The organism is Nocardia sp. NPDC004711, assembly GCF_053601595.1.
Genome location: NZ_JBSGCB010000053.1, coordinates 35,274 through 54,771, shown reverse-complemented (window position 1 = coordinate 54,771; position 19,498 = coordinate 35,274). Strand labels below are relative to the sequence as shown.

At 67.4% G+C, this 19,498-nt stretch carries 21 protein-coding genes and 1 pseudogene; 8 read left to right on the top strand and 14 right to left on the bottom strand.

Going from position 1 to position 19,498, the window contains the following annotated elements:
- The first annotated feature begins 372 nt into the window (after window positions 1–372).
- Window positions 373–2,340 carry an asparagine synthase (glutamine-hydrolyzing) gene (gene asnB, locus ACWEKS_RS38170; protein WP_452344595.1) on the top strand — a complete coding sequence of 656 codons (1,968 nt, stop codon included), beginning with the start codon at window positions 373–375 and terminating at the stop codon, window positions 2,338–2,340.
- An 89-nt stretch (window positions 2,341–2,429) separates the two neighbouring features.
- Here the strand turns inward: asnB and ACWEKS_RS38165 are convergent, their stop codons facing one another.
- The 3 genes from ACWEKS_RS38165 to ACWEKS_RS38155 form a co-directional block, all read right to left on the bottom strand.
- Window positions 2,430–3,560 carry an ATP-binding protein gene (locus ACWEKS_RS38165; protein WP_452344594.1) on the bottom strand — a complete coding sequence of 377 codons (1,131 nt, stop codon included), beginning with the start codon at window positions 3,558–3,560 and terminating at the stop codon, window positions 2,430–2,432.
- A 556-nt stretch (window positions 3,561–4,116) separates the two neighbouring features.
- Window positions 4,117–4,383, bottom strand: a complete 267-nt coding sequence (locus ACWEKS_RS38160) for an amidohydrolase family protein (RefSeq protein WP_452344593.1) — start codon at window positions 4,381–4,383, stop codon at window positions 4,117–4,119.
- A complete protein-coding gene (locus ACWEKS_RS38155; protein WP_452344592.1) occupies window positions 4,368–4,619 on the bottom strand; it encodes a hypothetical protein in 252 nt (83 codons plus the stop codon). The genes ACWEKS_RS38160 and ACWEKS_RS38155 overlap by 16 nt, the downstream gene beginning before the upstream one ends.
- Before the next feature lie 218 nt (window positions 4,620–4,837).
- Between ACWEKS_RS38155 and ACWEKS_RS38150 the strand changes: the two genes are divergently transcribed.
- Window positions 4,838–6,256 carry a DUF1254 domain-containing protein gene (locus tag ACWEKS_RS38150; protein WP_452344591.1) on the top strand — a complete coding sequence of 473 codons (1,419 nt, stop codon included), beginning with the start codon at window positions 4,838–4,840 and terminating at the stop codon, window positions 6,254–6,256.
- A gap of 28 nt (window positions 6,257–6,284) precedes the next feature.
- Here ACWEKS_RS38150 and ACWEKS_RS38145 read toward each other — a convergent pair whose 3' ends face one another.
- From ACWEKS_RS38145 to ACWEKS_RS38135, 3 genes are read right to left on the bottom strand one after another with little or no spacing between them, the layout of a single operon-like run.
- On the bottom strand, window positions 6,285–6,947 hold the full coding sequence (locus ACWEKS_RS38145) for a methionine ABC transporter permease (RefSeq protein ID WP_452344608.1): 663 nt from the start codon (window positions 6,945–6,947) through the stop codon (window positions 6,285–6,287).
- A 26-nt stretch (window positions 6,948–6,973) separates the two neighbouring features.
- Window positions 6,974–8,053, bottom strand: a complete 1,080-nt coding sequence (locus tag ACWEKS_RS38140; protein WP_452344590.1) for a methionine ABC transporter ATP-binding protein — start codon at window positions 8,051–8,053, stop codon at window positions 6,974–6,976.
- A gap of 14 nt (window positions 8,054–8,067) precedes the next feature.
- Window positions 8,068–8,943 (bottom strand): MetQ/NlpA family ABC transporter substrate-binding protein, encoded by an 876-nt coding sequence (locus ACWEKS_RS38135; protein WP_452344589.1) that lies wholly within the window; start codon window positions 8,941–8,943, stop codon window positions 8,068–8,070.
- Between the two features lie 147 nt (window positions 8,944–9,090).
- Between ACWEKS_RS38135 and ACWEKS_RS38130 the strand changes: the two genes are divergently transcribed.
- Window positions 9,091–9,954 (top strand): MetQ/NlpA family ABC transporter substrate-binding protein, encoded by an 864-nt coding sequence (locus tag ACWEKS_RS38130; protein ID WP_452344588.1) that lies wholly within the window; start codon window positions 9,091–9,093, stop codon window positions 9,952–9,954.
- A 25-nt stretch (window positions 9,955–9,979) separates the two neighbouring features.
- On the opposite strand, the gene ACWEKS_RS38125 is transcribed toward ACWEKS_RS38130, so the two are convergent.
- Together ACWEKS_RS38125 and ACWEKS_RS38120 are read right to left on the bottom strand one after the other, a co-directional pair.
- Window positions 9,980–10,945 carry a hypothetical protein gene (locus ACWEKS_RS38125; protein ID WP_452344587.1) on the bottom strand — a complete coding sequence of 322 codons (966 nt, stop codon included), beginning with the start codon at window positions 10,943–10,945 and terminating at the stop codon, window positions 9,980–9,982.
- A 42-nt stretch (window positions 10,946–10,987) separates the two neighbouring features.
- A complete protein-coding gene (locus ACWEKS_RS38120; protein WP_452344586.1) occupies window positions 10,988–11,794 on the bottom strand; it encodes a bestrophin-like domain in 807 nt (268 codons plus the stop codon).
- Between the two features lie 418 nt (window positions 11,795–12,212).
- On the opposite strand from ACWEKS_RS38120, the gene ACWEKS_RS38115 reads away from it, so the two are divergent.
- Entirely contained in the window at window positions 12,213–12,647 is a 435-nt protein-coding gene (locus ACWEKS_RS38115; protein ID WP_452344585.1) for a MarR family winged helix-turn-helix transcriptional regulator, read from the top strand.
- On the top strand, window positions 12,644–13,060 hold the full coding sequence (locus ACWEKS_RS38110; protein ID WP_452344584.1) for a hypothetical protein: 417 nt from the start codon (window positions 12,644–12,646) through the stop codon (window positions 13,058–13,060). Before ACWEKS_RS38115 ends, ACWEKS_RS38110 begins: the two co-directional genes overlap by 4 nt.
- Window positions 13,061–13,274: 214 nt before the next feature.
- Here ACWEKS_RS38110 and ACWEKS_RS38105 read toward each other — a convergent pair whose 3' ends face one another.
- The 5 genes and pseudogenes from ACWEKS_RS38105 to ACWEKS_RS38085 all read right to left on the bottom strand — a co-directional run bounded on the left by ACWEKS_RS38105 (window position 13,275) and on the right by ACWEKS_RS38085 (window position 17,679).
- The gene (locus tag ACWEKS_RS38105; RefSeq protein WP_452344583.1) at window positions 13,275–14,021 is read right to left on the bottom strand and encodes an adenosylcobinamide-GDP ribazoletransferase; all 747 of its coding nucleotides are present in this window, start codon (window positions 14,019–14,021) and stop codon (window positions 13,275–13,277) included.
- Window positions 14,022–14,222: 201 nt separating this feature from the next.
- The gene (gene cobT / locus ACWEKS_RS38100) at window positions 14,223–15,290 is read right to left on the bottom strand and encodes a nicotinate-nucleotide--dimethylbenzimidazole phosphoribosyltransferase (RefSeq protein WP_452344607.1); all 1,068 of its coding nucleotides are present in this window, start codon (window positions 15,288–15,290) and stop codon (window positions 14,223–14,225) included.
- A gap of 516 nt (window positions 15,291–15,806) precedes the next feature.
- Window positions 15,807–16,238, bottom strand: a pseudogene (locus ACWEKS_RS38095) (bifunctional adenosylcobinamide kinase/adenosylcobinamide-phosphate guanylyltransferase); the annotation flags it as partial.
- 142 nt (window positions 16,239–16,380) lie between these two features.
- Window positions 16,381–16,653, bottom strand: coding sequence for a hypothetical protein (locus tag ACWEKS_RS38090; protein WP_452344582.1), 273 nt, complete (start codon window positions 16,651–16,653; stop codon window positions 16,381–16,383).
- A gap of 60 nt (window positions 16,654–16,713) precedes the next feature.
- Window positions 16,714–17,679 carry a helix-turn-helix domain-containing protein gene (locus ACWEKS_RS38085; RefSeq protein ID WP_452344581.1) on the bottom strand — a complete coding sequence of 322 codons (966 nt, stop codon included), beginning with the start codon at window positions 17,677–17,679 and terminating at the stop codon, window positions 16,714–16,716.
- 86 nt (window positions 17,680–17,765) lie between these two features.
- Here ACWEKS_RS38085 and ACWEKS_RS38080 point away from each other — a divergent pair, with 86 nt between their 5' ends.
- Together ACWEKS_RS38080 and ACWEKS_RS38075 are read left to right on the top strand one after the other, a co-directional pair.
- Entirely contained in the window at window positions 17,766–17,888 is a 123-nt protein-coding gene (locus tag ACWEKS_RS38080) for a hypothetical protein (protein WP_364616437.1), read from the top strand.
- A complete protein-coding gene (locus ACWEKS_RS38075) occupies window positions 17,885–18,109 on the top strand; it encodes a hypothetical protein (protein ID WP_452344580.1) in 225 nt (74 codons plus the stop codon). Before ACWEKS_RS38080 ends, ACWEKS_RS38075 begins: the two co-directional genes overlap by 4 nt.
- A gap of 68 nt (window positions 18,110–18,177) precedes the next feature.
- On the opposite strand, the gene ACWEKS_RS38070 is transcribed toward ACWEKS_RS38075, so the two are convergent.
- Window positions 18,178–18,849 carry a DUF3043 domain-containing protein gene (locus ACWEKS_RS38070; protein ID WP_379443590.1) on the bottom strand — a complete coding sequence of 224 codons (672 nt, stop codon included), beginning with the start codon at window positions 18,847–18,849 and terminating at the stop codon, window positions 18,178–18,180.
- 194 nt (window positions 18,850–19,043) lie between these two features.
- On the opposite strand from ACWEKS_RS38070, the gene ACWEKS_RS38065 reads away from it, so the two are divergent.
- Window positions 19,044–19,394 carry a HesB/IscA family protein gene (locus ACWEKS_RS38065; protein ID WP_033089671.1) on the top strand — a complete coding sequence of 117 codons (351 nt, stop codon included), beginning with the start codon at window positions 19,044–19,046 and terminating at the stop codon, window positions 19,392–19,394.
- Window positions 19,395–19,498: the final 104 nt, after the last annotated feature.

Here is a 19,498-nt window from a genome sequence, read left to right as displayed (position 1 = left end):
TACGCGCGAACGCGCAACCGACCCTGAGAGTTTCCCAAGTACTACGCAGCGTAGACCAAAGAACCGCCCCCGTTGTGACTGGGTCCCTTTCGACACGCTCCGTCCAACTCATCTCCGCTTCGCTCCGGCTGTACGCAGCCTTGTCACCTCGGTCTTCCCTCCTCCGCTCGTCCGCTTCGCTCCGGCTTCCGCTACCAGCGCGGGGAGGCGGAGCGCAGTCCAGACCGAGGCGGGCTGCGAACTTTTCGGTGTTGGATACGGGCTGAGCATGATCCGCCCCGGTACGGCATACTCGGGCAGTAGGTTTCGCGTGCAGCGTGCCCGTGCGGGTACGCCCCAATCCCTAGACCCCGGAAAGAGGTTCTCGGCGCAGTGTGTGGTCTGCTCGGATTTCTGACAGCTACAACGGCTACTACTCCGGATGGGCGGACGGTCGAAACCACCGCGGCACAGGTGTACGAGGCCCTGCACTGCCAGCGCCATCGTGGCCCCGACGAGCGCGGCACCTGGAACGACGACCGCATGATCTTCGGCTTCAACCGCCTGTCGATCATCGATATCGAGCACTCGCACCAGCCGCTGCGCTGGGGTCCGCCGGAGAACCCCGAGCGGTACGCCATGACCTTCAACGGCGAGATCTACAACTATCTCGAGCTGCGCGCCGAGCTGAAGGAGGCGCACGAGGCGGAGTTCGGCGATGAGCCGATGTTCCGCACCGAGGGCGACGGTGAGGCCATCATGGCGGCCTTCCACTACTGGGGCGCCAAGGCCCCGAGCCGGCTGCGCGGCATGTTCGCCTTCGCCATCTGGGATACCCAGCTGAACAAGCTGTTCCTGGCGCGCGACCCGTTCGGCATCAAGCCGCTGTTCATCGCCACCGGCGCCGGCGGCACCGCCTTCTCCAGCGAGAAGAAGAGCCTGCTGGGCCTGCTTCCGGCGCTGGAGCTTTCCGACGACCTGGACCCGCGTGCGCTCGAGCACTACACGGTGCTGCAGTACGTGCCCGAGTCCGAGACCCTGCACAAGGACGTCCGCCGCCTCGAATCCGGTTGCTACGCCTGGGTCGAGCCGGGCGAGACCCCGCGGGTGACCCGCTACTTCAACCCGCAGTTCCGGGTGCAGAAGTTCGCGGCGGGCTCGGAGGCCAAGCGGTACCGGGAGATCGCGGAGGCGCTCGAGGACTCCGTCGCCAAGCACATGCGCGCGGACGTCACCGTCGGCGCGTTCCTGTCCGGCGGCATCGACTCCACCGCCATTGCGGCGCTGGCCATTCGGCACAATCCGAACCTGCTGACCTTCACCTCGGCGTTCGAGCGGCAGGGCTACTCCGAGGCCGACGTGGCGGCCGAGACCGCCGAGGCCATCGGCGCCAAGCACTACATCCGCATGGTCTCCCCCGAGGAGTACGCGGCCGCCATTCCCGAGATCGTCTGGTACCTGGACGAACCCGTGGCCGACCCGGCGCTGGTGCCGCTGTACTTCGTGGCCAAGGAGGCCCGCAAGCACGTCAAGGTGGTGCTGTCGGGCGAGGGCTCCGACGAGCTGTTCGGCGGCTACACCATCTACCGGGAACCGTTGTCGCTCAAGCCCTTCGAATTCCTGCCCAAGCCGCTGCGCAAGCTGGCGGGCAAGCTGTCGGACCGGATTCCGGAGGGCACCCGCGGCAAGAGCCTGCTGCACCGCGGCTCGCTCACCCTGGAGGAGCGCTACTACGGCAACGCCCGCAGCTTCAACGACGCCCAATTGCGTTCGGTGCTGCGGGAATTCCGCCCCGAGTGGACCCACCAGGACGTGACCGCCCCCATCTACGCCATGCAGGGCTACCACTGGGATCCGGTGGCGCGCATGCAGCACCTGGACCTGTTCACCTGGCTGCGCGGCGACATCCTGGTCAAGGCCGACAAGATGACCATGGCCAACTCCCTGGAACTGCGCGTCCCCTTCCTGGACCCCGAGGTCTTCAAGGTCGCCGAGAAGATCCCGGTCGACCAGAAGATCACCAAGGAAACCACCAAATACGCCCTGCGCCAAGCGCTCACGGACATCGTGCCCCCGCACGTCCTCAACCGCGCCAAGCTCGGCTTCCCGGTCCCCCTGCGCCACTGGCTGCGCGGCCCTGAGCTCTACGACTGGGCCCGCGCCCAGATCACCGAGTCCGGCACCGACCACCTGCTCAACAAGCAGGCCATCCTGGCCATGCTGGAGGCGCACCGCACCGGCCCGGTCGACCACAGCCGCCGCCTCTGGACCCTGATCGTCTTCATGATCTGGCACGGCATCTTCGTCGAAAACCGCATCAAGCCCGAGATCCAGGAACCGACCTACCCGGTCAACCTGTAGTCCGGCTTCACGTAATGGCCGCACACCCATCCGGGTATGCGGCCATTATGTTTCCGGCGCAACGCCTGCCAGGCGGATTCTTCCGCTGTTCACTGCCAGGCACGCAGTAGATCCTCCGGCCCCCAGTGGGCCGCAACCGGCAGGTCGCCGTCTACCCCGGAGCGCGAGACCGCCACCAAAGGAGTGTCGAACTGCGCGCCGGGCACAGCGAGCACACAGCGTGCCAGGGCATCGTAGTCGTGGCGATCGAAGGGTCGATCCTCCAGCCATTTGATCGATCCGATGAAATGCACTGCACCCGCGATGGGTTCGCGATCGGCACCGATCAAATCGAGCTCGGGATTGTTCTGCCGATTCCACCAGCCGCCCACTGCTTCGGTTTCCGGCCATCGGGCATTGGGCAGCAAGCGCAGCAGTGATTCCCGGATCACCGGTTCTACCGCGCGGCCACGCCATGTCGTCCACGAACGCTCGACCCGGTCCAACGCCAGATCGCCCCGGCCACGCTCGATGAGCGGAATTCCCCGCTCCAGAAAAGCCAGCCAGAAACGCAGATAGGAGTCAGCGATTCGATAGCGCTTGTTCTTCGTGTCCGGCTTCGTGGACAGCGGCAGATCCGCGGCCACTATTCGCTTGGCCTGCAAGGTATTCAGCAACGGCGTCAACGTCCCGGCCGGCAGCACACCCGAACTGCCCGCCGCGGAAGCGATGGAACTGAAGGTGCGTTCACCGCTGCCGATCGCCTCCAGCACGGCACGCGAACGCGACGCCTCGGGAAACTCACCCAGCAGCGACAACTCGCCAGCCACCAGCAGCGGCGACAATGGATTCCTCGCTACCTCACGCAGGAAATCCGTGCGACTCATGCCCGACTGCCAGGACTGAACGATTTCCGGGAATCCGCCGGTGATCAACAACGCATCCAGCGCCTCGGCCGCCGGGAGTTCAGTCATGGCCTGCACATCCGCCAGATGCAGTGGCGCAACAGTCATTTTCGCTGCCCGCCCGAAGAATGGGCGGCCGTGCGTCTGCAGCGCTTCCATCACCGCGATGTCGCTGCCAACCAGTACCAGCAGCACCGGCTTGGCCGAGAGGTGCCGATCCCATACCGTCTGCAGCGCTCCCTCGAACTCGGAGTCCTGCTCCACCAACCAGGGCACTTCGTCGAGCACGACAATGCTCGCAGCGTCATCCGGCAATGCGATGGACAGGGTCCGCAACGCCTGGTTCCAATCGCCTGCCGATATCCCCGCGACCAATTCCGCCCCCGGGAGGGGCGACTGCGCCACGGTAGCCGCGAAGTCGCCTCGTTCGGCAGCTGGGTTTCGCCCCCGCGTTGCCTGGAAGACGAGATATGGCAGACCGGAACGGTCGCAGAACTCCTGCACCAGGCGTGACTTCCCAACCCGACGTCGCCCGGTCACGACCACAGCACGTCCTCGAGTCGCCCCGGTCCGACCGGTCACAAGTTCCAGCTGCCGCCTCAGCAGATCGAGGTCCGCCGCCCGCCCTCTGAACTCCACCCAAGCCTCCAACTCATAGGAGACTTCATCTTACATAGATTCAATCTAAGTTAGATTTAATCTATGTAACTTGCATCACTTGAATGTCGGCTGGTCGATGCCGGACGACTCGTGGGCCGATAGGCCAGGAAGCTGTACCCGTTCCGACGCTCGCCCGATGGGTGGGCGGCTTCGTCGAACACGGTTCGTCGGCACTGGAGAATTCCGGTAGACAGCGCCCGGCGGCCTGTCCAGCGCGGTGTCGCCGCACGGGTCACGCCTGGTAGGTGGGGTTACCCGCGAGGTAGGTGGTGTGAACGGCGATGTCGTGCCAGGTGTCCGGGTCGGTCGTGCGCGGGTCGCGGTCCAGGACAACGAGATCGGAGCACTTGCCCGGGGTGATGGATCCGGCGATGTTCTCGGCGAAGAGCTGCCAGGCGGGGTTGATGGTCTGGGCAGCGAGGGCGTCGTCGACGGTGATCCGTTCCTCCGGGGCGAGGACTCGGCCGGTGCGGGATTTGCGGGTCACGGCGGCTGCCATGTTGCGGAGGGGTTCTTCACGGTGCGCAGCACGTCTTCGGCGGTGGGGCAGGTGGTGACCGGGCGGATGTCGACGACCACGTCGGTGAACATCATCTGATCCTGGGTCGGATGGGCGTGGGCCTCAACGAATCCCGGCAGCAGCGCCCGCCCGCCCAGATCGACGATCTCGGTGCCGCCGCCGCGCCGGTCCAGCACCTCGTCCCCGCCGACGGCGACGATCCGGCCGTCGGTCACGGCGATATAGGTGGGATTCGGTGGTTCGCGTCGACGGTGACGATCGGTCCGCCGGTGACGATCAGATCGGCCGAGCTCATTTTGTGCGCTCCTTCGCTGCCGCAGCAGTACGGTAACCACTGGTTAGCCATTATACTTGCAGTGCTACTGCAATAGGGTGTTCGTATCACCGGAAGTCCTCCTCGCCACCACACCTTCTCGGAAAGGACTCGGTATCAATGGATCTCCCGTCCACTGGCGACGCCCCGCGCGTCAACCGCCGTACGGCCCTCGGACTCGGCGCCGCCGCGCTGGCGACTCTCGGCCTGACCGCCTGCGGCACGTCGGGCAGCAGCTCGACCGCGACCAGCATCACCCCGGCCGCCAACGACCCCAGGGCCGTCGCCGCCGATGCCTACATCTTCGGGTTTCCGCTGGTGCTCATGGACGTCACCCGCGAAACCGGCGGCCCGGCCAATCAATTCGTGCACCAGAACCCGCCCACACCGGAGGAGAAGCAGGTGGTCCGGCTCAACCTGGACACCCTCTACTCGCAGGCCTGGCTGGACCTGAGCGCCGAGCCGATGGTGGTGCAGGTGCCCGCCATCGAATCCGGCCGATATTGGCTCATGCAGCTCCTGGACGCGTGGACCAACACGGTGCACGATCCGGCCAGCACGAACCCCCGGCTCGACGACGGGGTTCCCAGCCCGCCGTACACCTACCTGGTCACCGGGCCGGGCTGGAAGGGCACGGTGCCCGACGGCATGACCCAGCTGGCCATGCCCACCGACACCAGCTGGTTGCTCGGCCGCATCGAGTACAAGGGCGACAACGACATCAAGCACGTGCGGGCTCTGCAGCAGAAGCTGAAGCTGGCCCCGCTCAGCGTCTGGAGCGACGACCCGAGCGCGGTGCACGGCGGCCCCGGCGCCCAGCTCGCGGGCGCCGGCGTCCCGGCCCAGATGATGATGAAGATGGACGGCCCCACCTTCTTCACCCGCATGTGCGCGGTGATGGCCCGCAACCCGCCCGCGCCCGATGACGCCGACGCCATGAAGCGGTTCGCCGCCATCGGCATCACCGCCGACGCCACCGCGAGCACCGCGCCCCCGGACGTCCTCACCGCGGCCGTCGCCGATGCCCGCAAACAGCTCACCGCCTACCGGGACCCCAAGGCCCAGCATCAGAATGACTGGACCTTCGATCTCAATATCGGCACGTACGGCACGAACTACATGCTGCGCGCGCAGGTCGCTGCGGTCGGCCTGGGCGCGAATCTGCCCCGGGACGCGGTGTACCCGAGCATCGACACGAAGGCCGAGAGCGGCAACCGATTCCGGGTGACCTTCGCCAAGGATCAGCTGCCGCCGGTCGGCGCGTTCTGGTCGCTCACGGCCTATGACGAGCAGAGCTACCTGATCCAGAATCCGGCGGGCATCTACTCGGTGGGCCACCTGGTGCCGCTCAAACCCGCCGCCGACGGCACGGTCGAGATCGCCGTGCAGAGCGCCGATCCCGGCGCGGACGTGCCCGACGGGCACTGGCTGCCCATTCCGGAGACCGGCCCGTTCTCCCTCACCCTGCGGCTATACGCGCCGAAAGACGAGGTGCTGAACGGGCAGTGGCAGGTCCCGAAGCTGGAGAAGCTGAGCTGACCGAGGTCCCGCCGGGTCGCACGCGTCCTCACCGGCGCAGCACCCGGCGGGCCAGCCAGTTGCCGAGGAACTGAATCCCCTGCACCCCGGCAATAATGATCAGAGTCGCCACCAGCGTGACCTGCCAGTCGAATCGCTGATAGCCGTACACCAGCGCGAAGTCGCCCAGCCCGCCCCCGCCGACCGTCCCGGCCATCGCGGACATATCGACAATGGCGATGACGACGAAGGTGTACCCGAGCACCAAGGGCCCCAACGCTTCCGGAATCAGCAGGGTGAGAATGATCCGCAGCGGCCCCGCCCCCATCGACCGCGCCGCCTCGATCACCCCCGGATCCACGGTCACCAGATTCTGCTCGACAATCCGCGCGATCCCGAACGAAGCCGCCACGATCATCACGAACGCCGCCGCATCCGTCCCGATCGTCGTCCCGATCACCTTCAGCGTCACCGGCCCCAGCGCAGCCAGCAAGATGATGAACGGAATCGGCCGCACCACATTCACCAGCACGTTCAACACCAGATTGATCGGCGCATTCGCCAGCAACCCGCCCTTCCGCGTCGTATAGAGCGCGGTCCCCAACGCCAGCCCAATGGTGCCGCCGGCAAGAAAGGTGAGCAGCACCAGGTAAATCGTGGTCCCAACAGCCTCACTGAGCACAGGCCGCAGCCGATCCCAATCCGTATGCACGGCAGCCAGACTGCTCACACCGCCGCTCATGCGCTCCTCCGATCACTCTCGGCCTCCACCGCCACCCTGCGAACGGATTCCCCCAACTCGAGGCGTTCGGCCACTTGGCGCACGACGTCCTCGGGGCCGTCCAGGGCGAGGGTCAGGCTGCCGAAGGTTTTGTCCTGCAAGGTGCTCACGCCGCCGAAGACGATCTCGAAGCTGACGCCCTGGGCCGCGGCGGCGGACAGGGACGGACCGATCCCGTGCTCGTCGTCGACGGCAACGGTCACCAGGCGGCCGGCGCGCCGTTCTCCCAGCCGCTGTAGTTCGTCGGCGGTGGGACGGTTGTGCAGGACCGTCTCGACGAACGATCGGGTGGGTGGGGCGGCGGGTGCCGAAAACACCTCGAACGTGCTGGCCAACTCCACGATTCGGCCCTCGGCCAGCACTGCCACGCGGTCTGCCACCGCGCGGATGACGTCCATCTCGTGGGTGATGACCACGATGGTGACGCCGAGCTCGCGGTTGATCTTCTTCAGCAGTCGCAGCACCTCGCCGGTGGTCTCGGGGTCCAGCGCCGAGGTCGCCTCGTCGGCGAGCAGCAGTGACGGCGAGGTGGCCAGTGCCCGGGCGATGCCGACGCGCTGTTTCTGGCCGCCGGACAACTGGTCCGGGTAGCTGCGCGCTTTGTCCGAAAGCCCCACGAACTCCAGCAGTTCCGACACGCGCGCCTTCCGCCGCGCGCGTGGCCAGCCCGCCACTTTCAACGGGTATTCGATATTGCCGGCGGCGGTGCGCGAGCGGAACAGGTTGAACTGCTGGAACACCATGCCGATATCGCGGCGCAACTGCCGCACCCGCGATTCCGGGACGCCGGTGACGGGGTCTCCGGAGACGAGCACGGTGCCGCCGGTGGGCTGCTCGAGGGCATTGATCAGCCGGACCAGCGTGGACTTGCCCGCGCCGGAATAGCCGATCACACCGAAGATCTCACCCCGCTCGATGCGCAGGTCGATGCCGTCGAGCGCCGTGTGGCGCTGCTTGCCGGTCCGGAAAACCTTGGTGACCGACCGGAATTCGACGGCCGCGACGGAGCTGGTCGCGGCCGAAGTCTCGCCGGTCACGGCACCGCCGTCGCTCACTTGGTGTCGCGGATGGTCTGCTGCACCCGCGCCAGGATCTGCTCCAGCTCGGGCCCGCTCTTCGTCACTTCGAGCGCGGTGCCCTTGGAATCCTCCTGCACCGACTTCTGCACCTCGGGGCTGTGGAAGATGTCCACCAGCTTCAGGTAGGTGGCATTGCCCTTGTCCGCGGCCCGGGTCACGAAGGCGTTGATGTACGGCTCGGCGCCGGGATTGCCCGGATCATCCTTGTACAGCGCGGATTTCGGATCGATGCCCGACTTGAGCAGGTAGGTGTTGTTGACGACGGACCCGTCCACCGACTCCAGCGACAGCGCCGTCTGCGCCGCGTCGACCGCGGTCACCTTCACCTTCGACGCGCCCTTGTCCACATCGGCGGGCGTCGGCTGGCGAACGGACCCGTTGATCTTCAGCAATCCGGCCGCCTGCAGGACGAACAGCGCCCGCGCCTGATTGGTCGGATCGTTCGGAATGGCGATCTCTCCGCCCTGCGGGATCTCGGCCACCGACTTGTGCTTCTTCGAGTACAGCCCCAGCGGGACGATCTGCGTGGCCCCGATCGGCGTCAGATCCTGATTGTTGGCCACGTTGTACTGCCCCAGGAACTGCAGGTGCTGGAACAGATTCACATCGATCTGCTTCTGTGCCAGCGCCGTATTCGGCTGCGAGTAGTCCGAGTAGTGGACGATATTCAGGTTGATGCCCTGTTCCTTGGCCTTGTCCTTGAAGACGTCCCAGTGCGGATCGGACTCGGTGGTGCCGATGCGCACCGTGGTGCCGCCGGAGTCGCCGCTGCTGCCGCAGGCCGTGAGGGTGAGGCTCGCGACGGCTGCTACCAGGACCGGGATCGCCAGTACCCGATGGAATTTCACTCGTGCTCCCGCATGCTTGTACTGCTTCGTGACTGGTGGAAATCGAACCCGGCCATGCAACCGTGCAGGCAATCGCCGGGCAATGATTGCGATCCCGGGGAGCCAAACGCTTCCGGCCGCGCCGACCGCTCGCCTACGGTGCCTGAAATGCGAAAATTCCGCCGTTTCCTGGTGATTCCGGTCCTGTTCACGCTGGCCCTGACCGCCGCCTGTGGCACGGAACACCACGGCGACGTGGTCCGCATCGGCGTGAACGATCTCTCACAACCGCACTGGGACGTGTTCAAGAAGAAGGCCTCCGACGCGGGCATCACGGTCGAGTTCACCAATTTCACCGACTACAACCAGCCGAATCCGGCACTGTCCCAGAGCCGCATCGACCTCAACAAGTTCCAGCACATCCGGTATCTGGCCAACTACAACGCCCGCAACAACGACACGCTCGTACCGATCGGGGCCACGGAGATCTATCCGCTGGGCTTGTATTCGAAGAAGCACAGGTCGGTGTCGGAGATCCCTCAGGGCGGGGAGATCACCCTGAGCAACAATCCCGCCAATCAGGTGCGGCCGCTGCTCAACCTGGCCGCGGCCGGGCTGATCGTGCTGAAGAACGGCGGCTCGTGGGATTCGAAGCTCGAGGACGTCGACAAGTCCGCCTCCAAGATCCGGCTCACCACCATCGACCCGACGCTGACCGCCGCGTCACTGGACAGCGTGGATGCCGCCTACGTCGACGACACCTGGGCGCGGCAGGCGGGACTGACCAATGATCAGATCATCTACACCGATGACCCGAACCGCCCGGACCTGAAGCAGTACATCAATATCTTCGCCGCACGGGCCGCCGACAAGGACAACCCGAAGTACCTGCAGCTGACGCAGATCTACCACGACCCGGAGGTGGAGGCGGCGATCAAGGCCGAGGCGGGATTCCAGGGAATTTTCAAGACCAACACCGCGGCCGATCTCCAGGCCACCGCCACCGATCTGGAAGCCAAGTTCCGGCAATGACTTTCGGCTCGTCGACGCCGTCCCGCTAGTCGACCGCTCCACGGTGGGCTCGGGCGAGGCGGGCACGGGCCCCGGCGATGATGGTGATGATCATGACGGTCATGACCTGGAGAGCGGTCAGGGGCAGCCGCTGCTCGGGTGGGATGGGGGCGGCGTATTCGACGGGCGGCGGTGGGGGCGGCAGCGGCGGAACCGGCACCGGGGCAGGGGGAATCGCCGCAGGCGCCGGTACGGGTATCGGTGCGGCTGCAGGCACAATGGCCGGCGCGGGCGGGATCTGCAGCGGGATACCGGGTCCCGGCGCCATGGGCACCGGCAGCATGAGCATGCAGGTCAGCAGCGCGCTTCCGGTGGCCGCGCTGCCCACCGCCACGCTGCCCGCTCCGGCCGAGCCCGGCCCGACCAGCCCGCTGGATCCGGGCACGAAGCCGGGGCCGATCAACCCCGAGCCCATGCTGCTGCCGGTCAGAATGCCCAAACCCAGTGCCGCACTGCCCAGCACGGCACTGCCCGCACAGGCGGTGAGCACGCTGCCCGAGTTCAGGCCGAGCAGGCCGCCGAGGGTGTTCGGGGCGGCGGCCGGACTCTCCGTGGCCGGTCCGGGTATTGCGAGATCCGCTGTGCGCGGCGCGGTTCCGTCCGCTGGTTCACCGCTGCCGGACGCGCCGGTACCAAGCGGAACTCCTGCCACCGGACTCTGCGCCACTCCCGCCGAGCTGCCGGTGGTGGCCCCGCCCTTGCCCGCGCCGCCCTGGCTACCGGTGTAGCTGCTGCCGGTGCCCAGCCCGAGCGCGCTCCCCGTGGACGCGTCGATCGGTGCGGCCCCGGTGTCCGGAGCCGCGCTGCCGCTGATGATCTCACCGATCGGCGGGAGCTCCAGTAGTCCGGGATCGGCGGCCGCGACCTTCGGATGAATGGCGAGCAGCGCCGCGGTCAGTGGTACCGCCGTCGCCGCCGCGAATCCTCGTGCTGTTCTTCGAGTTCCGTTCACGTTGCCTCCGAACGCCAAGTGCGGGTTGCTCGGTCGAGCAGATCAGCGCGGATTGCCGCCGCTCGCCACCGGCGTGCCCGAGGCGATGTGCTGGAAGCGGGCCAGGGCCAGCTCGTAGGCGTCCTTGGAGACGTGGTTGCCGCCCGAGAACGGCTGATCCAGCTGGTAGATGGCCACGATGACCGCGCCGATCACCACACCGAAGAGTCCGGTCATGAGGATGCTGCGCTTGGTGACCACCACCCCGGAGAAGACCGTGCCGAACAGCAGCATGACGGTCGCGAACCACAGTGCCACATAAAGGAATCCAGGCAGTCGGTATGCCGCATCCAGGCCGCGGTCGTAGCGAGCCTCGGCGATCGCGTCCACCGCGGTGAGCGCCTTGTCCTGGGTCGACTTGGCATCGGCGTCGGCGGCGGGCGCGGAGGCCACCGCCTGGCGCAGATCGTCCAGCGTCGCCTGCGCGGCCGGGCTCAGCCGCCGCTGCTCGTCCATGACCTTCCACTCGTCGCCGATTACCTGCTTGGTGTAGTCGGTCACCAGCGACTGGATCTGCTTACGATCCTGCGCCGGCATGTCATTGGCGGTCTCGTACACGCTGACCAGCGCCTTGCCCTCGCTCACCGTGTGCTCATGGGAGGTGTCGTACTGCTCCCACAGAATCACCACCACGAACGCCACAATGGCCGCGAAGAACATATTGACCATGTCCAGCATCATGTGCCCCGCCCCCGCATCGTCGCTGTGCCGCCACGACTTCGGCCGCACCCGATCTCCGGCCACGAAGACCCCCACCGCCACCACCGCGAACAAAACCAGCACACCCAGCGGCATCAGGATTCCGAGCATTGCACGACTCCATTCCCACCCATGGCAGTTGCGATCATGAGGTATTCGCGGCCACCGGGCGGTCGGATCGCGAAGGGCAACGAACTGTCACACGGATGCGGGGATTGCGGCGAATCCACTGCGCGCCTCGACATTTCCCGCGTTCGGGCGTGTCGCGCTACTCATCGACTGGGCCCGGCGGGTGCTGCCCGCCGACACCTTCGTCCCGCACCCCGCAAGCCTGGCGCCGGCGTCCGAATTCCGGCCGAGGGCACAGACCTTCAGCCTGAGCAGTTGGCCGGCGGTGAGGTATGCCGCAGCCGCACCTGGGTTCGGTGTCGAAGTGGTTGAGGGGCGGGCTTGGTAATTCAGCACGGTCGCATGGTGTGCGGCGAGCAGTGCTTGCAGTAGGAGATACGAAATCGTATAGTACGAAATCGTGGAATCTAGGTTGACGTCCTCCGAATGGTCGGCTGTGCTGGCGCTGCAGCGGGCGACCCATGCCACCTTGCAGGTGCTCGCGGCCCAGCTGGTTGACCTGGATTTGACCGCGTCCGAGATCAACGCGTTGGCGAACCTTGCCGACGGCCGCGGGCGTACCGTGTCCGAACTGGGCGCCGCCGTAGGTACGCGACCCACGACGCTCACCAGCGTGCTGGATCGTCTCGAGCGGCGTGGCCACATCATTCGGGGGAGCCGCCCTGGAGACCGCCGGGCGGTACTGATCGAACTCACCCCGTCCGGACGGACGACCGCCGCCACCATCAGGCAAGCCATCGCCGACCTGGAGCGCCGCGCCCTCGCCGGCCTGCCCGCGGAAGTTGTCGCAGGCCTGCGCGACGGTCTGCAAGCCCTCACGGAGGTGTCCTCATGACCTCACCACAATCCGGGACCCACACCGACTTCGAGGAGTTGATGGCTGAAGTGATGGCGAGCGCCGAACGGTTCGGTCACCGCGAGCACGTTCACCTGACCTGGCTCGCCGTCCGCCGCTGCGGCGTGCACGCGGCAATCGACTTGGTCGGCAACGGTATTCAGCGAACCGCACGCTACGCGGGTGCACCGCAGAAATACCACGTGACCGTCAGCCGCGCCTGGGTGGAACTGGTCGGGCACCACGCGACCGAGTCCGGCGAGGACGATTTCACCGCGTTCGCCGATCATCATCGCGCCCTGCTCGACAAGCGCCTGCTGACCCGCTTCTACCGACCGGGGACGCTGGCCCTCCCACAGGCGAAGAACGACTGGGTCGAGCCGGACCTCATTCCCTTCCCCTGGCGCGAATAGCACCACTCGCCCTTGGGCATTCGCTCCAGCAGGTGTCCGCCGCCCTACAGGGGGTCGTGGTTACCGGCGCTGACGGCTACAGCGCCACTGCGATTGTCACGAAGTCTCCGGTAGGACTCCGGTTTTTCTTGGTCGCTGAACCACCACCTACCTGAGACCTCACCCATCTGCCAACGTGGACAACAGCTTCCCTCAACTCACTTCGACACAGGACCTATCGGGCGAACGACAGCACTGCGGCAGCGACCGTGACGCTCACTTCCAGTGCAGCACCGAGCACGTCACCGTTGAGGCCGCCGAACCGCCGCACACAGTGCCGCACCAGCAGCATCGCCCCCGCCAGCGCCAGCACCACGGCCAGTGGCCCCTGCCACGGATTCCCGGTGGCGAACACCGCTGCGAGACACGCGATCCCACCCCAGACCCAACCCAGAACGGGATGCTGCGTCCCCGCCACCAACGCCCCGAATCCTGCACCCGGAGCCGCCTCGATCCCCCGCCGGCAGGCCAGCACCACCGCGACCCGCCCGACAGCGACCGCGACCACCACTGCCAGCCACCGCCCGCCCCCGGCCAGCGCCCCCAGCGAAACCGCCTGAATCCCAATGACGAACACCAGCGCGGCGACCCCGAACGGCCCCGCCCCACCGCTCTTCATAATCTCGCGGGCCCGCTCCGGCGACCCGTAACTCCCGAGCCCATCCATGGTGTCGGCCAGCCCGTCGATATGCATCCCCCGCGTGATCAACGCCAGCCCGGCCACCGCCACAAACCCGGCCAGCAGCCACGCAGCCCCCAATTCACCCAGCCCCCACAACAATCCGGCAGCGCCACCCCCGAGCAGCACTCCAACCAACGGCGCCCAGGCGATCGCCCGCCCTGCCACGGCTCGATCCACCTCGTCCGGCCCCCGCACCGGCAACACGGTCAACCACGACACCGCCAGCCGAACCCCGTTCATGCGATCACCCGGAACCGTTCCCACGCTGCCCATTGCGCAGCTCCGACCACTCCGGTGCCCGGCACATCGGCGGAGCTGCCGTGGGCGCGCTGGTCGCGGGCGGCGGCATTCGGCCGGGACGTTACGACCGCATGGCGTCGTACCGGGTTGTGCGGCACCGCGTCTCGCGAGGCGGGACTCGGTGCCGCGAGCGGTGGGGAGCTAGGCACCGGCGGCTTCGGCGCCCGTGTCGGCGGTGCTGACTCCTGCGGAGTCGAAGGTCGCCATTTCGCCGAGGGTGGCGACGGCGGCGCGGAGCAGCGGGAGGGCCGCGACCGCGCCGGAGCCTTCGCCCAGGCGCATGCTCATGTCGACCAGGGGCTCGAGGTCCAGGCGCTGGAGGGCGATGGTGTGGGAGGGCTCGCTGGAGCGGTGGCCCGCCACCCACCAGGCGCGCGCGCCCGGGGCCAGTTGGTCGGCGACCACCGCGGCGGCGGTGACAACGACGCCGTCCAGGATGACCGGGGTGCGGCGGGCCGCGGCACGGGCGAGGAAGCCGGCCATGGCGGCGAAGTCCGCGCCGGATGCGGTGCGCAGCAGGGCAACCGGGTCCTTGACCACCGGGCGGGCCCGCCACATGGCGTCGCGGACAGCGGCGGTCTTTCGGATCCATCCGGCATCGTCGACGCCGGTGCCGCGGCCGACCGCGATCACCGGCTCGGTGTCGGTGACGGCCGCGATCAGCACGGTGGCGGGCGTGGTGTTGCCGATGCCCATGTCACCGGCGATGAGAAGGTCGGCGCCGGAATCGATTTCCTCGTCGGCGATGGTCGCGCCCGCGGTCAGCGCCGCCTGCACCTCGGCCTCGGTCAGCGCGTCCTCACGATCGATGGAGCCGCTGGACCGCCGCACCTTGTGCCGCGAGATCTCCGGCGCGGTATCGGAATCCACCGCGATGTCCTCGACCCGGACGGTGGCGTCGGCCAGGCGCGCCAGCACATTCACCGCCGCCCCGCCGTTCAGGAAGTTGGCGACCATCTGCCCGGTCACCTCGCTCGGGTAGGCCGACACCCCGTGCTGCGCCACCCCGTGATCGCCCGCGAAGACCACTACCCGAGCCCGCTCGAACTGCTTGGGCGGACACACCCCCTGGCATGCCGCGACCCAGTTGGCCAGCTTCTCCAGCCGCCCCAGCGCCCCGGCGGGCTTGGTCAGCTGCAACTGCCGCTCCTCCGCGGCCTTCCGCACCCCGGCATCGGGACCCTGCACCGGCCCGAACGAAATCCGCACGGACTTGGTCAGAACCGGGGCACCCGAGACGTCCCCGGCCGCACTCGCCGCAGTCGCGGAGCCCGCACCGGCTAGGTCCGCACCGCCGGTCGCGGTATCTGCACCGACCGCCGTCGCATCGTCCTGCGCGGTCGAAGTGCCAACTGCCGCCGCGGCATCCAGCGCAGCCGCAGTTGTCGCCCCGGCGGCCGTCATTCCCAGTTCCGCACTGCGCGGCGCGCTTCCAGCCGCAGCCGCCGCGTCGCCCGCATCAACCCCCACATCGCTCACCAGAGCCGCCGGGGTAGCGGCGGACACTGCACCGCTGCCGACCGATCCAGCCTCCGCGGTAGCAGCCGAAACCGGCTGCACCGCAGCCCCATCCGCGTCGGCTCCGTAAGCCTGGGCCGAAGTCGCCACTGCGGCGGCAGAATTCGCTGCGGCCGCATCCGCGAGCGCGGCGGCGAAATCCGGCTTGATCCGCATCGGCTGCCCGGCCACCACCAGGAAGACCTCGTCGCAAACCTCCGCGAGCCGCTGGTTCAGCGTGCCGATCTCATCGCGGAACAGACGACCGGAGGCGGTCGGCGGAATGACGCCGAGCCCCACCTCGGGGCTGACGAGGATCAGCCGCTGCCCGTATCCGGCCACCGCGCTGACGAGCGCATCGATATCCGGCGCGACGATGCCGCGCGGCGACTCCCAGGCGGCGCGCGCATCGAGCCGCGCGGTCAGCCAGGTGCCCAGGTCGTCGACCAGGGTGACGGGGGTGGCCTCGGCCAGTGCGGCGACGGCGTCGCCCTCCACGATCGTCCAGTTCCCGGGCCGCCGAGCCCGGTGCGCCGCAATACGTTCGGCGAAGTCGGCGTCGGCCGGATCGGCCACCGCGGTGGCTACGTACCGCACCGCCTCCGACGCGACCAACTGTTCCGCGTAAGCCGACTTCCCGGACCGGGCGCCACCGAGCACCAGGGTCCGCAACGGCCGATCGGTTGTCTGAGCAGTGTGCGACACGTCAGCACGGTATCAACTGTGCCTGTGCTCCGGCCGAGTAGGCACGACGATCACTCGCATGCGGACGGCAGTCTCACCGCCCGCGTCCGGGTGCGGCTCAGGAGCTCTGCTCGTTGTGTACGCACATGACCTTCAGGTCCTTGGCGGTATACGACCAGTCCGTGCCCTGCGGGCAGTCCGATCGATGGTTCACACTCGCGATGATCTTGCCGTCGTGCCGCCCCGAGCAGGGCGCCGGCTTCACATGTGAATCGGGCGAAGTCCCCACCACACAGTCCCCCGCCGCATTCCGCGGATCCTTGCACCCGGCGGTCCCACTGGCCACCAGCACCGCCAAGGGCACGGCCGCGATCATCACTCCCCAACGCACGGTTGCGCATCGTAGCCGGAGGCACTGCTTCGGACAGCGCCTGTTTCAGGCAGCGCCCAGTCAAGACACGCGGGCGCCGAACCGCCGCCGATACTCGACGGGCGCGATCCCCACCACCCGCTGGAAGTGATGCCGCAGCAGCGCCCCGGACCCGAATCCACAACGGTGAGCGAGGGATTCGAGATCCAGATCGGTGTCCTCCAGCAACTGCTTGGCCAGCAGCACCCGCTGCCCGGTCAGCCATTTCACCGGCGTCGTCCCGGTCTCGGCGGCGAAGCGGCGCGCGAACGTGCGCGTCGACATGGCGCTCCGCGCGGCCAGCGCTTCGACCGTGTGCGGCAGTTCCAGATGCTCACCCATCCAGTGCAGGGTCTCGCTGAGGCTGTCGGAATCGCAGTCCACCACCGGCCGCTCGATGAACTGCCGCTGCCCGCCGTCGCGTTGCGGCGGCACCACCATGCGGCGGGCGATGGCATTGGCGACGCTGCTGCCCAGTTCCCGACGCACCAGATGCAGGCAGGCGTCGATGCCGGCCGCGGTGCCCGCGCTGGTGATGAGATTGCCCTCGTCCACGTACAGGACATCGGGATCGATGGTGGCCTGTGGAAACCGTTCCGCCAGCAGATCGACATACCGCCAGTGCGTGGTGCACTTGCGCCCGTCGAGCAGTCCGGCCGCGCCCGCGAGGAAGGCCCCCGAGCACACCGTGAGCACCGTGGCCCCGGCCTGCGCGGCGTCCCGCACGGCATCCACCACGCGCTGGTCGAAGGGATTGTCCGCGAAGATCGGAAAGGCCGGAATGGCAACCAGATCCGCGTCGCGCAGCTCCTCCAGCCCGTACTCGGGGGTCACGTGAATGCCCGGTGAGCTGGACTTCAGCGGTTTCCCGGGCTCCGCACCGCAGACCCGATAGTCGAAGGCGGGCAGTCCGTCCGCGGTCCGGTCGAGGCCGAAAACCTCACAGACGACGCCGAATTCGAACATGGCGAGGTGGTCGTTGAGTACGACGGCGACCTTCGAGAGCATGGTCCGATCCCCTCTGGCCGGATATTTGCGAACAATGTCAGAACAGCCACTGTTGGCAGGAACTTCCCTAGAGAAAACTTACTGCCATGCAAGCACTGTCCGCAATCGTCGCAGCCGGAACCGCCATGGCAGCGCTCGGCACCCTGACCTTCGGCTTCATGGCCGGAGACACCACCGAACCCCTCGATGAGAGCGAGATCCGCGCATGACCACCATCACCTCCGGCCAGTTCCGCACCACGACCAACTCCCCCGAGGCAGTCACCGTGTTCCGCCGCATCGTCGCTCTGCTGGCCGCGGCCGGCCGGGCCGTCCCCTTCCACCGCGAAAACGCCTGGGAGATGGCCGGTTCCAGCCAGGTCGTCGACCGCGACCGTGACCGCATGGCGCTCGAGATCCGCGCCCTGTCGACCTACCGCGAACACAACTGACGGGCGGTGAGACACCGCCCGTCAGGGAATTCATCCAGCGCCGTCAGCGCCGACGGCAGCAGCGGCAATCAGACCGCGTCGCCAGGGCTCACCTGCGGCTTCGGGGCACGCATGCGGCGCACCTGCGAGGCGCGCACGAAGGCGTACCAGCCCAGCGAGAACGAGGAATCCGCGGTGTCCGGGTAGCGCTCCCGGACCCGCTTGTTCACGATCCGGCCGAGGACGACGCCCTCGATGATCATGAACAGCATCATCACCAGCATGGCCAGTGTGACGATCGCCTGCAGCGCCGGCGACAGGATCATGCTGAGGATCAGCACCAGCGCCAGCGGCATGAACAGGCCGAGCAGATTGCGGCGCGCGTCCACGATGTCGCGGACGTACTTCTTGACCGGACCCTTGTCGCGCGGGAGCAGGAACTGCTCCTCGCCGGCGAGCATGCGGGAACGACGATCGTTCGCATCGGCCTTGCGCTCGGCCGAGGACGCCTTGCGGTCCTCGCGGGTCCCACGCAGCGCCTTGCGGCGGGCGCGGGCCTCCTTGGCGGTCTTGGGCGCGGGCGCCACCGGCCCGCGGCGGCGGCCCTCGGCTTCCCGCCGGGACGGCGTCGGCCGCCCTTTACCCAGGGTGACGGTCTTGTCCTCCACCGCGGCGACGGCATCGGTGCTGGAGCTGTCGGAGGTGGGGGTGGACTCGCCACGGCGCAGGAACTTCACGCCGACCAGGCTATTCGATGACATGTCTGCCGGAAAATCCTGGTCTCCCTGATTGTTGTGTCGCACACCTCACCAGCTATCTGTCAGCGACTGCACAACCTGGGCCGTCCGGGGAATACCCGCCGCGTAGGATGGGGAATAGTCGCCTGCCAGCAGGTGTTGGTAGCCATCGAGCCGTGCGCCTTCACGGGTTGAAAACAGGTCCCTTAGGAGAGTTCATGACTGTGCAGAACGAGACCACCACTCACGGTGTGACTCTGACCGACGCCGCCGCCTCGAAGGCGAAGGCGCTGCTGGATCAGGAAGGCCGCGACGATCTCGCCCTTCGCATCGCAGTCCAGCCCGGTGGTTGTGCGGGCCTCCGCTACCAGCTCTTCTTCGACGACCGCAGCCTCGACGGCGACCTGGTCGTGGAGTTCGGCGGCGTGAAGCTCGCGGTCGACCGCATGAGCGCCCCCTACGTGCAGGGTGCCTCGATCGACTTCGTCGACACCATCGAGAAGCAGGGTTTCACCATCGACAACCCGAACGCCACCGGCTCCTGCGCCTGCGGCGACAGCTTCAACTGACATAACGTCCGCCAGCGCGGAACGTCCGACACCGGATGTTCCGCGCTGTTGTGTGCGCTGACTCATACGAGATCTGGAATACCCTGTCTCGGACAGAGTAGTTT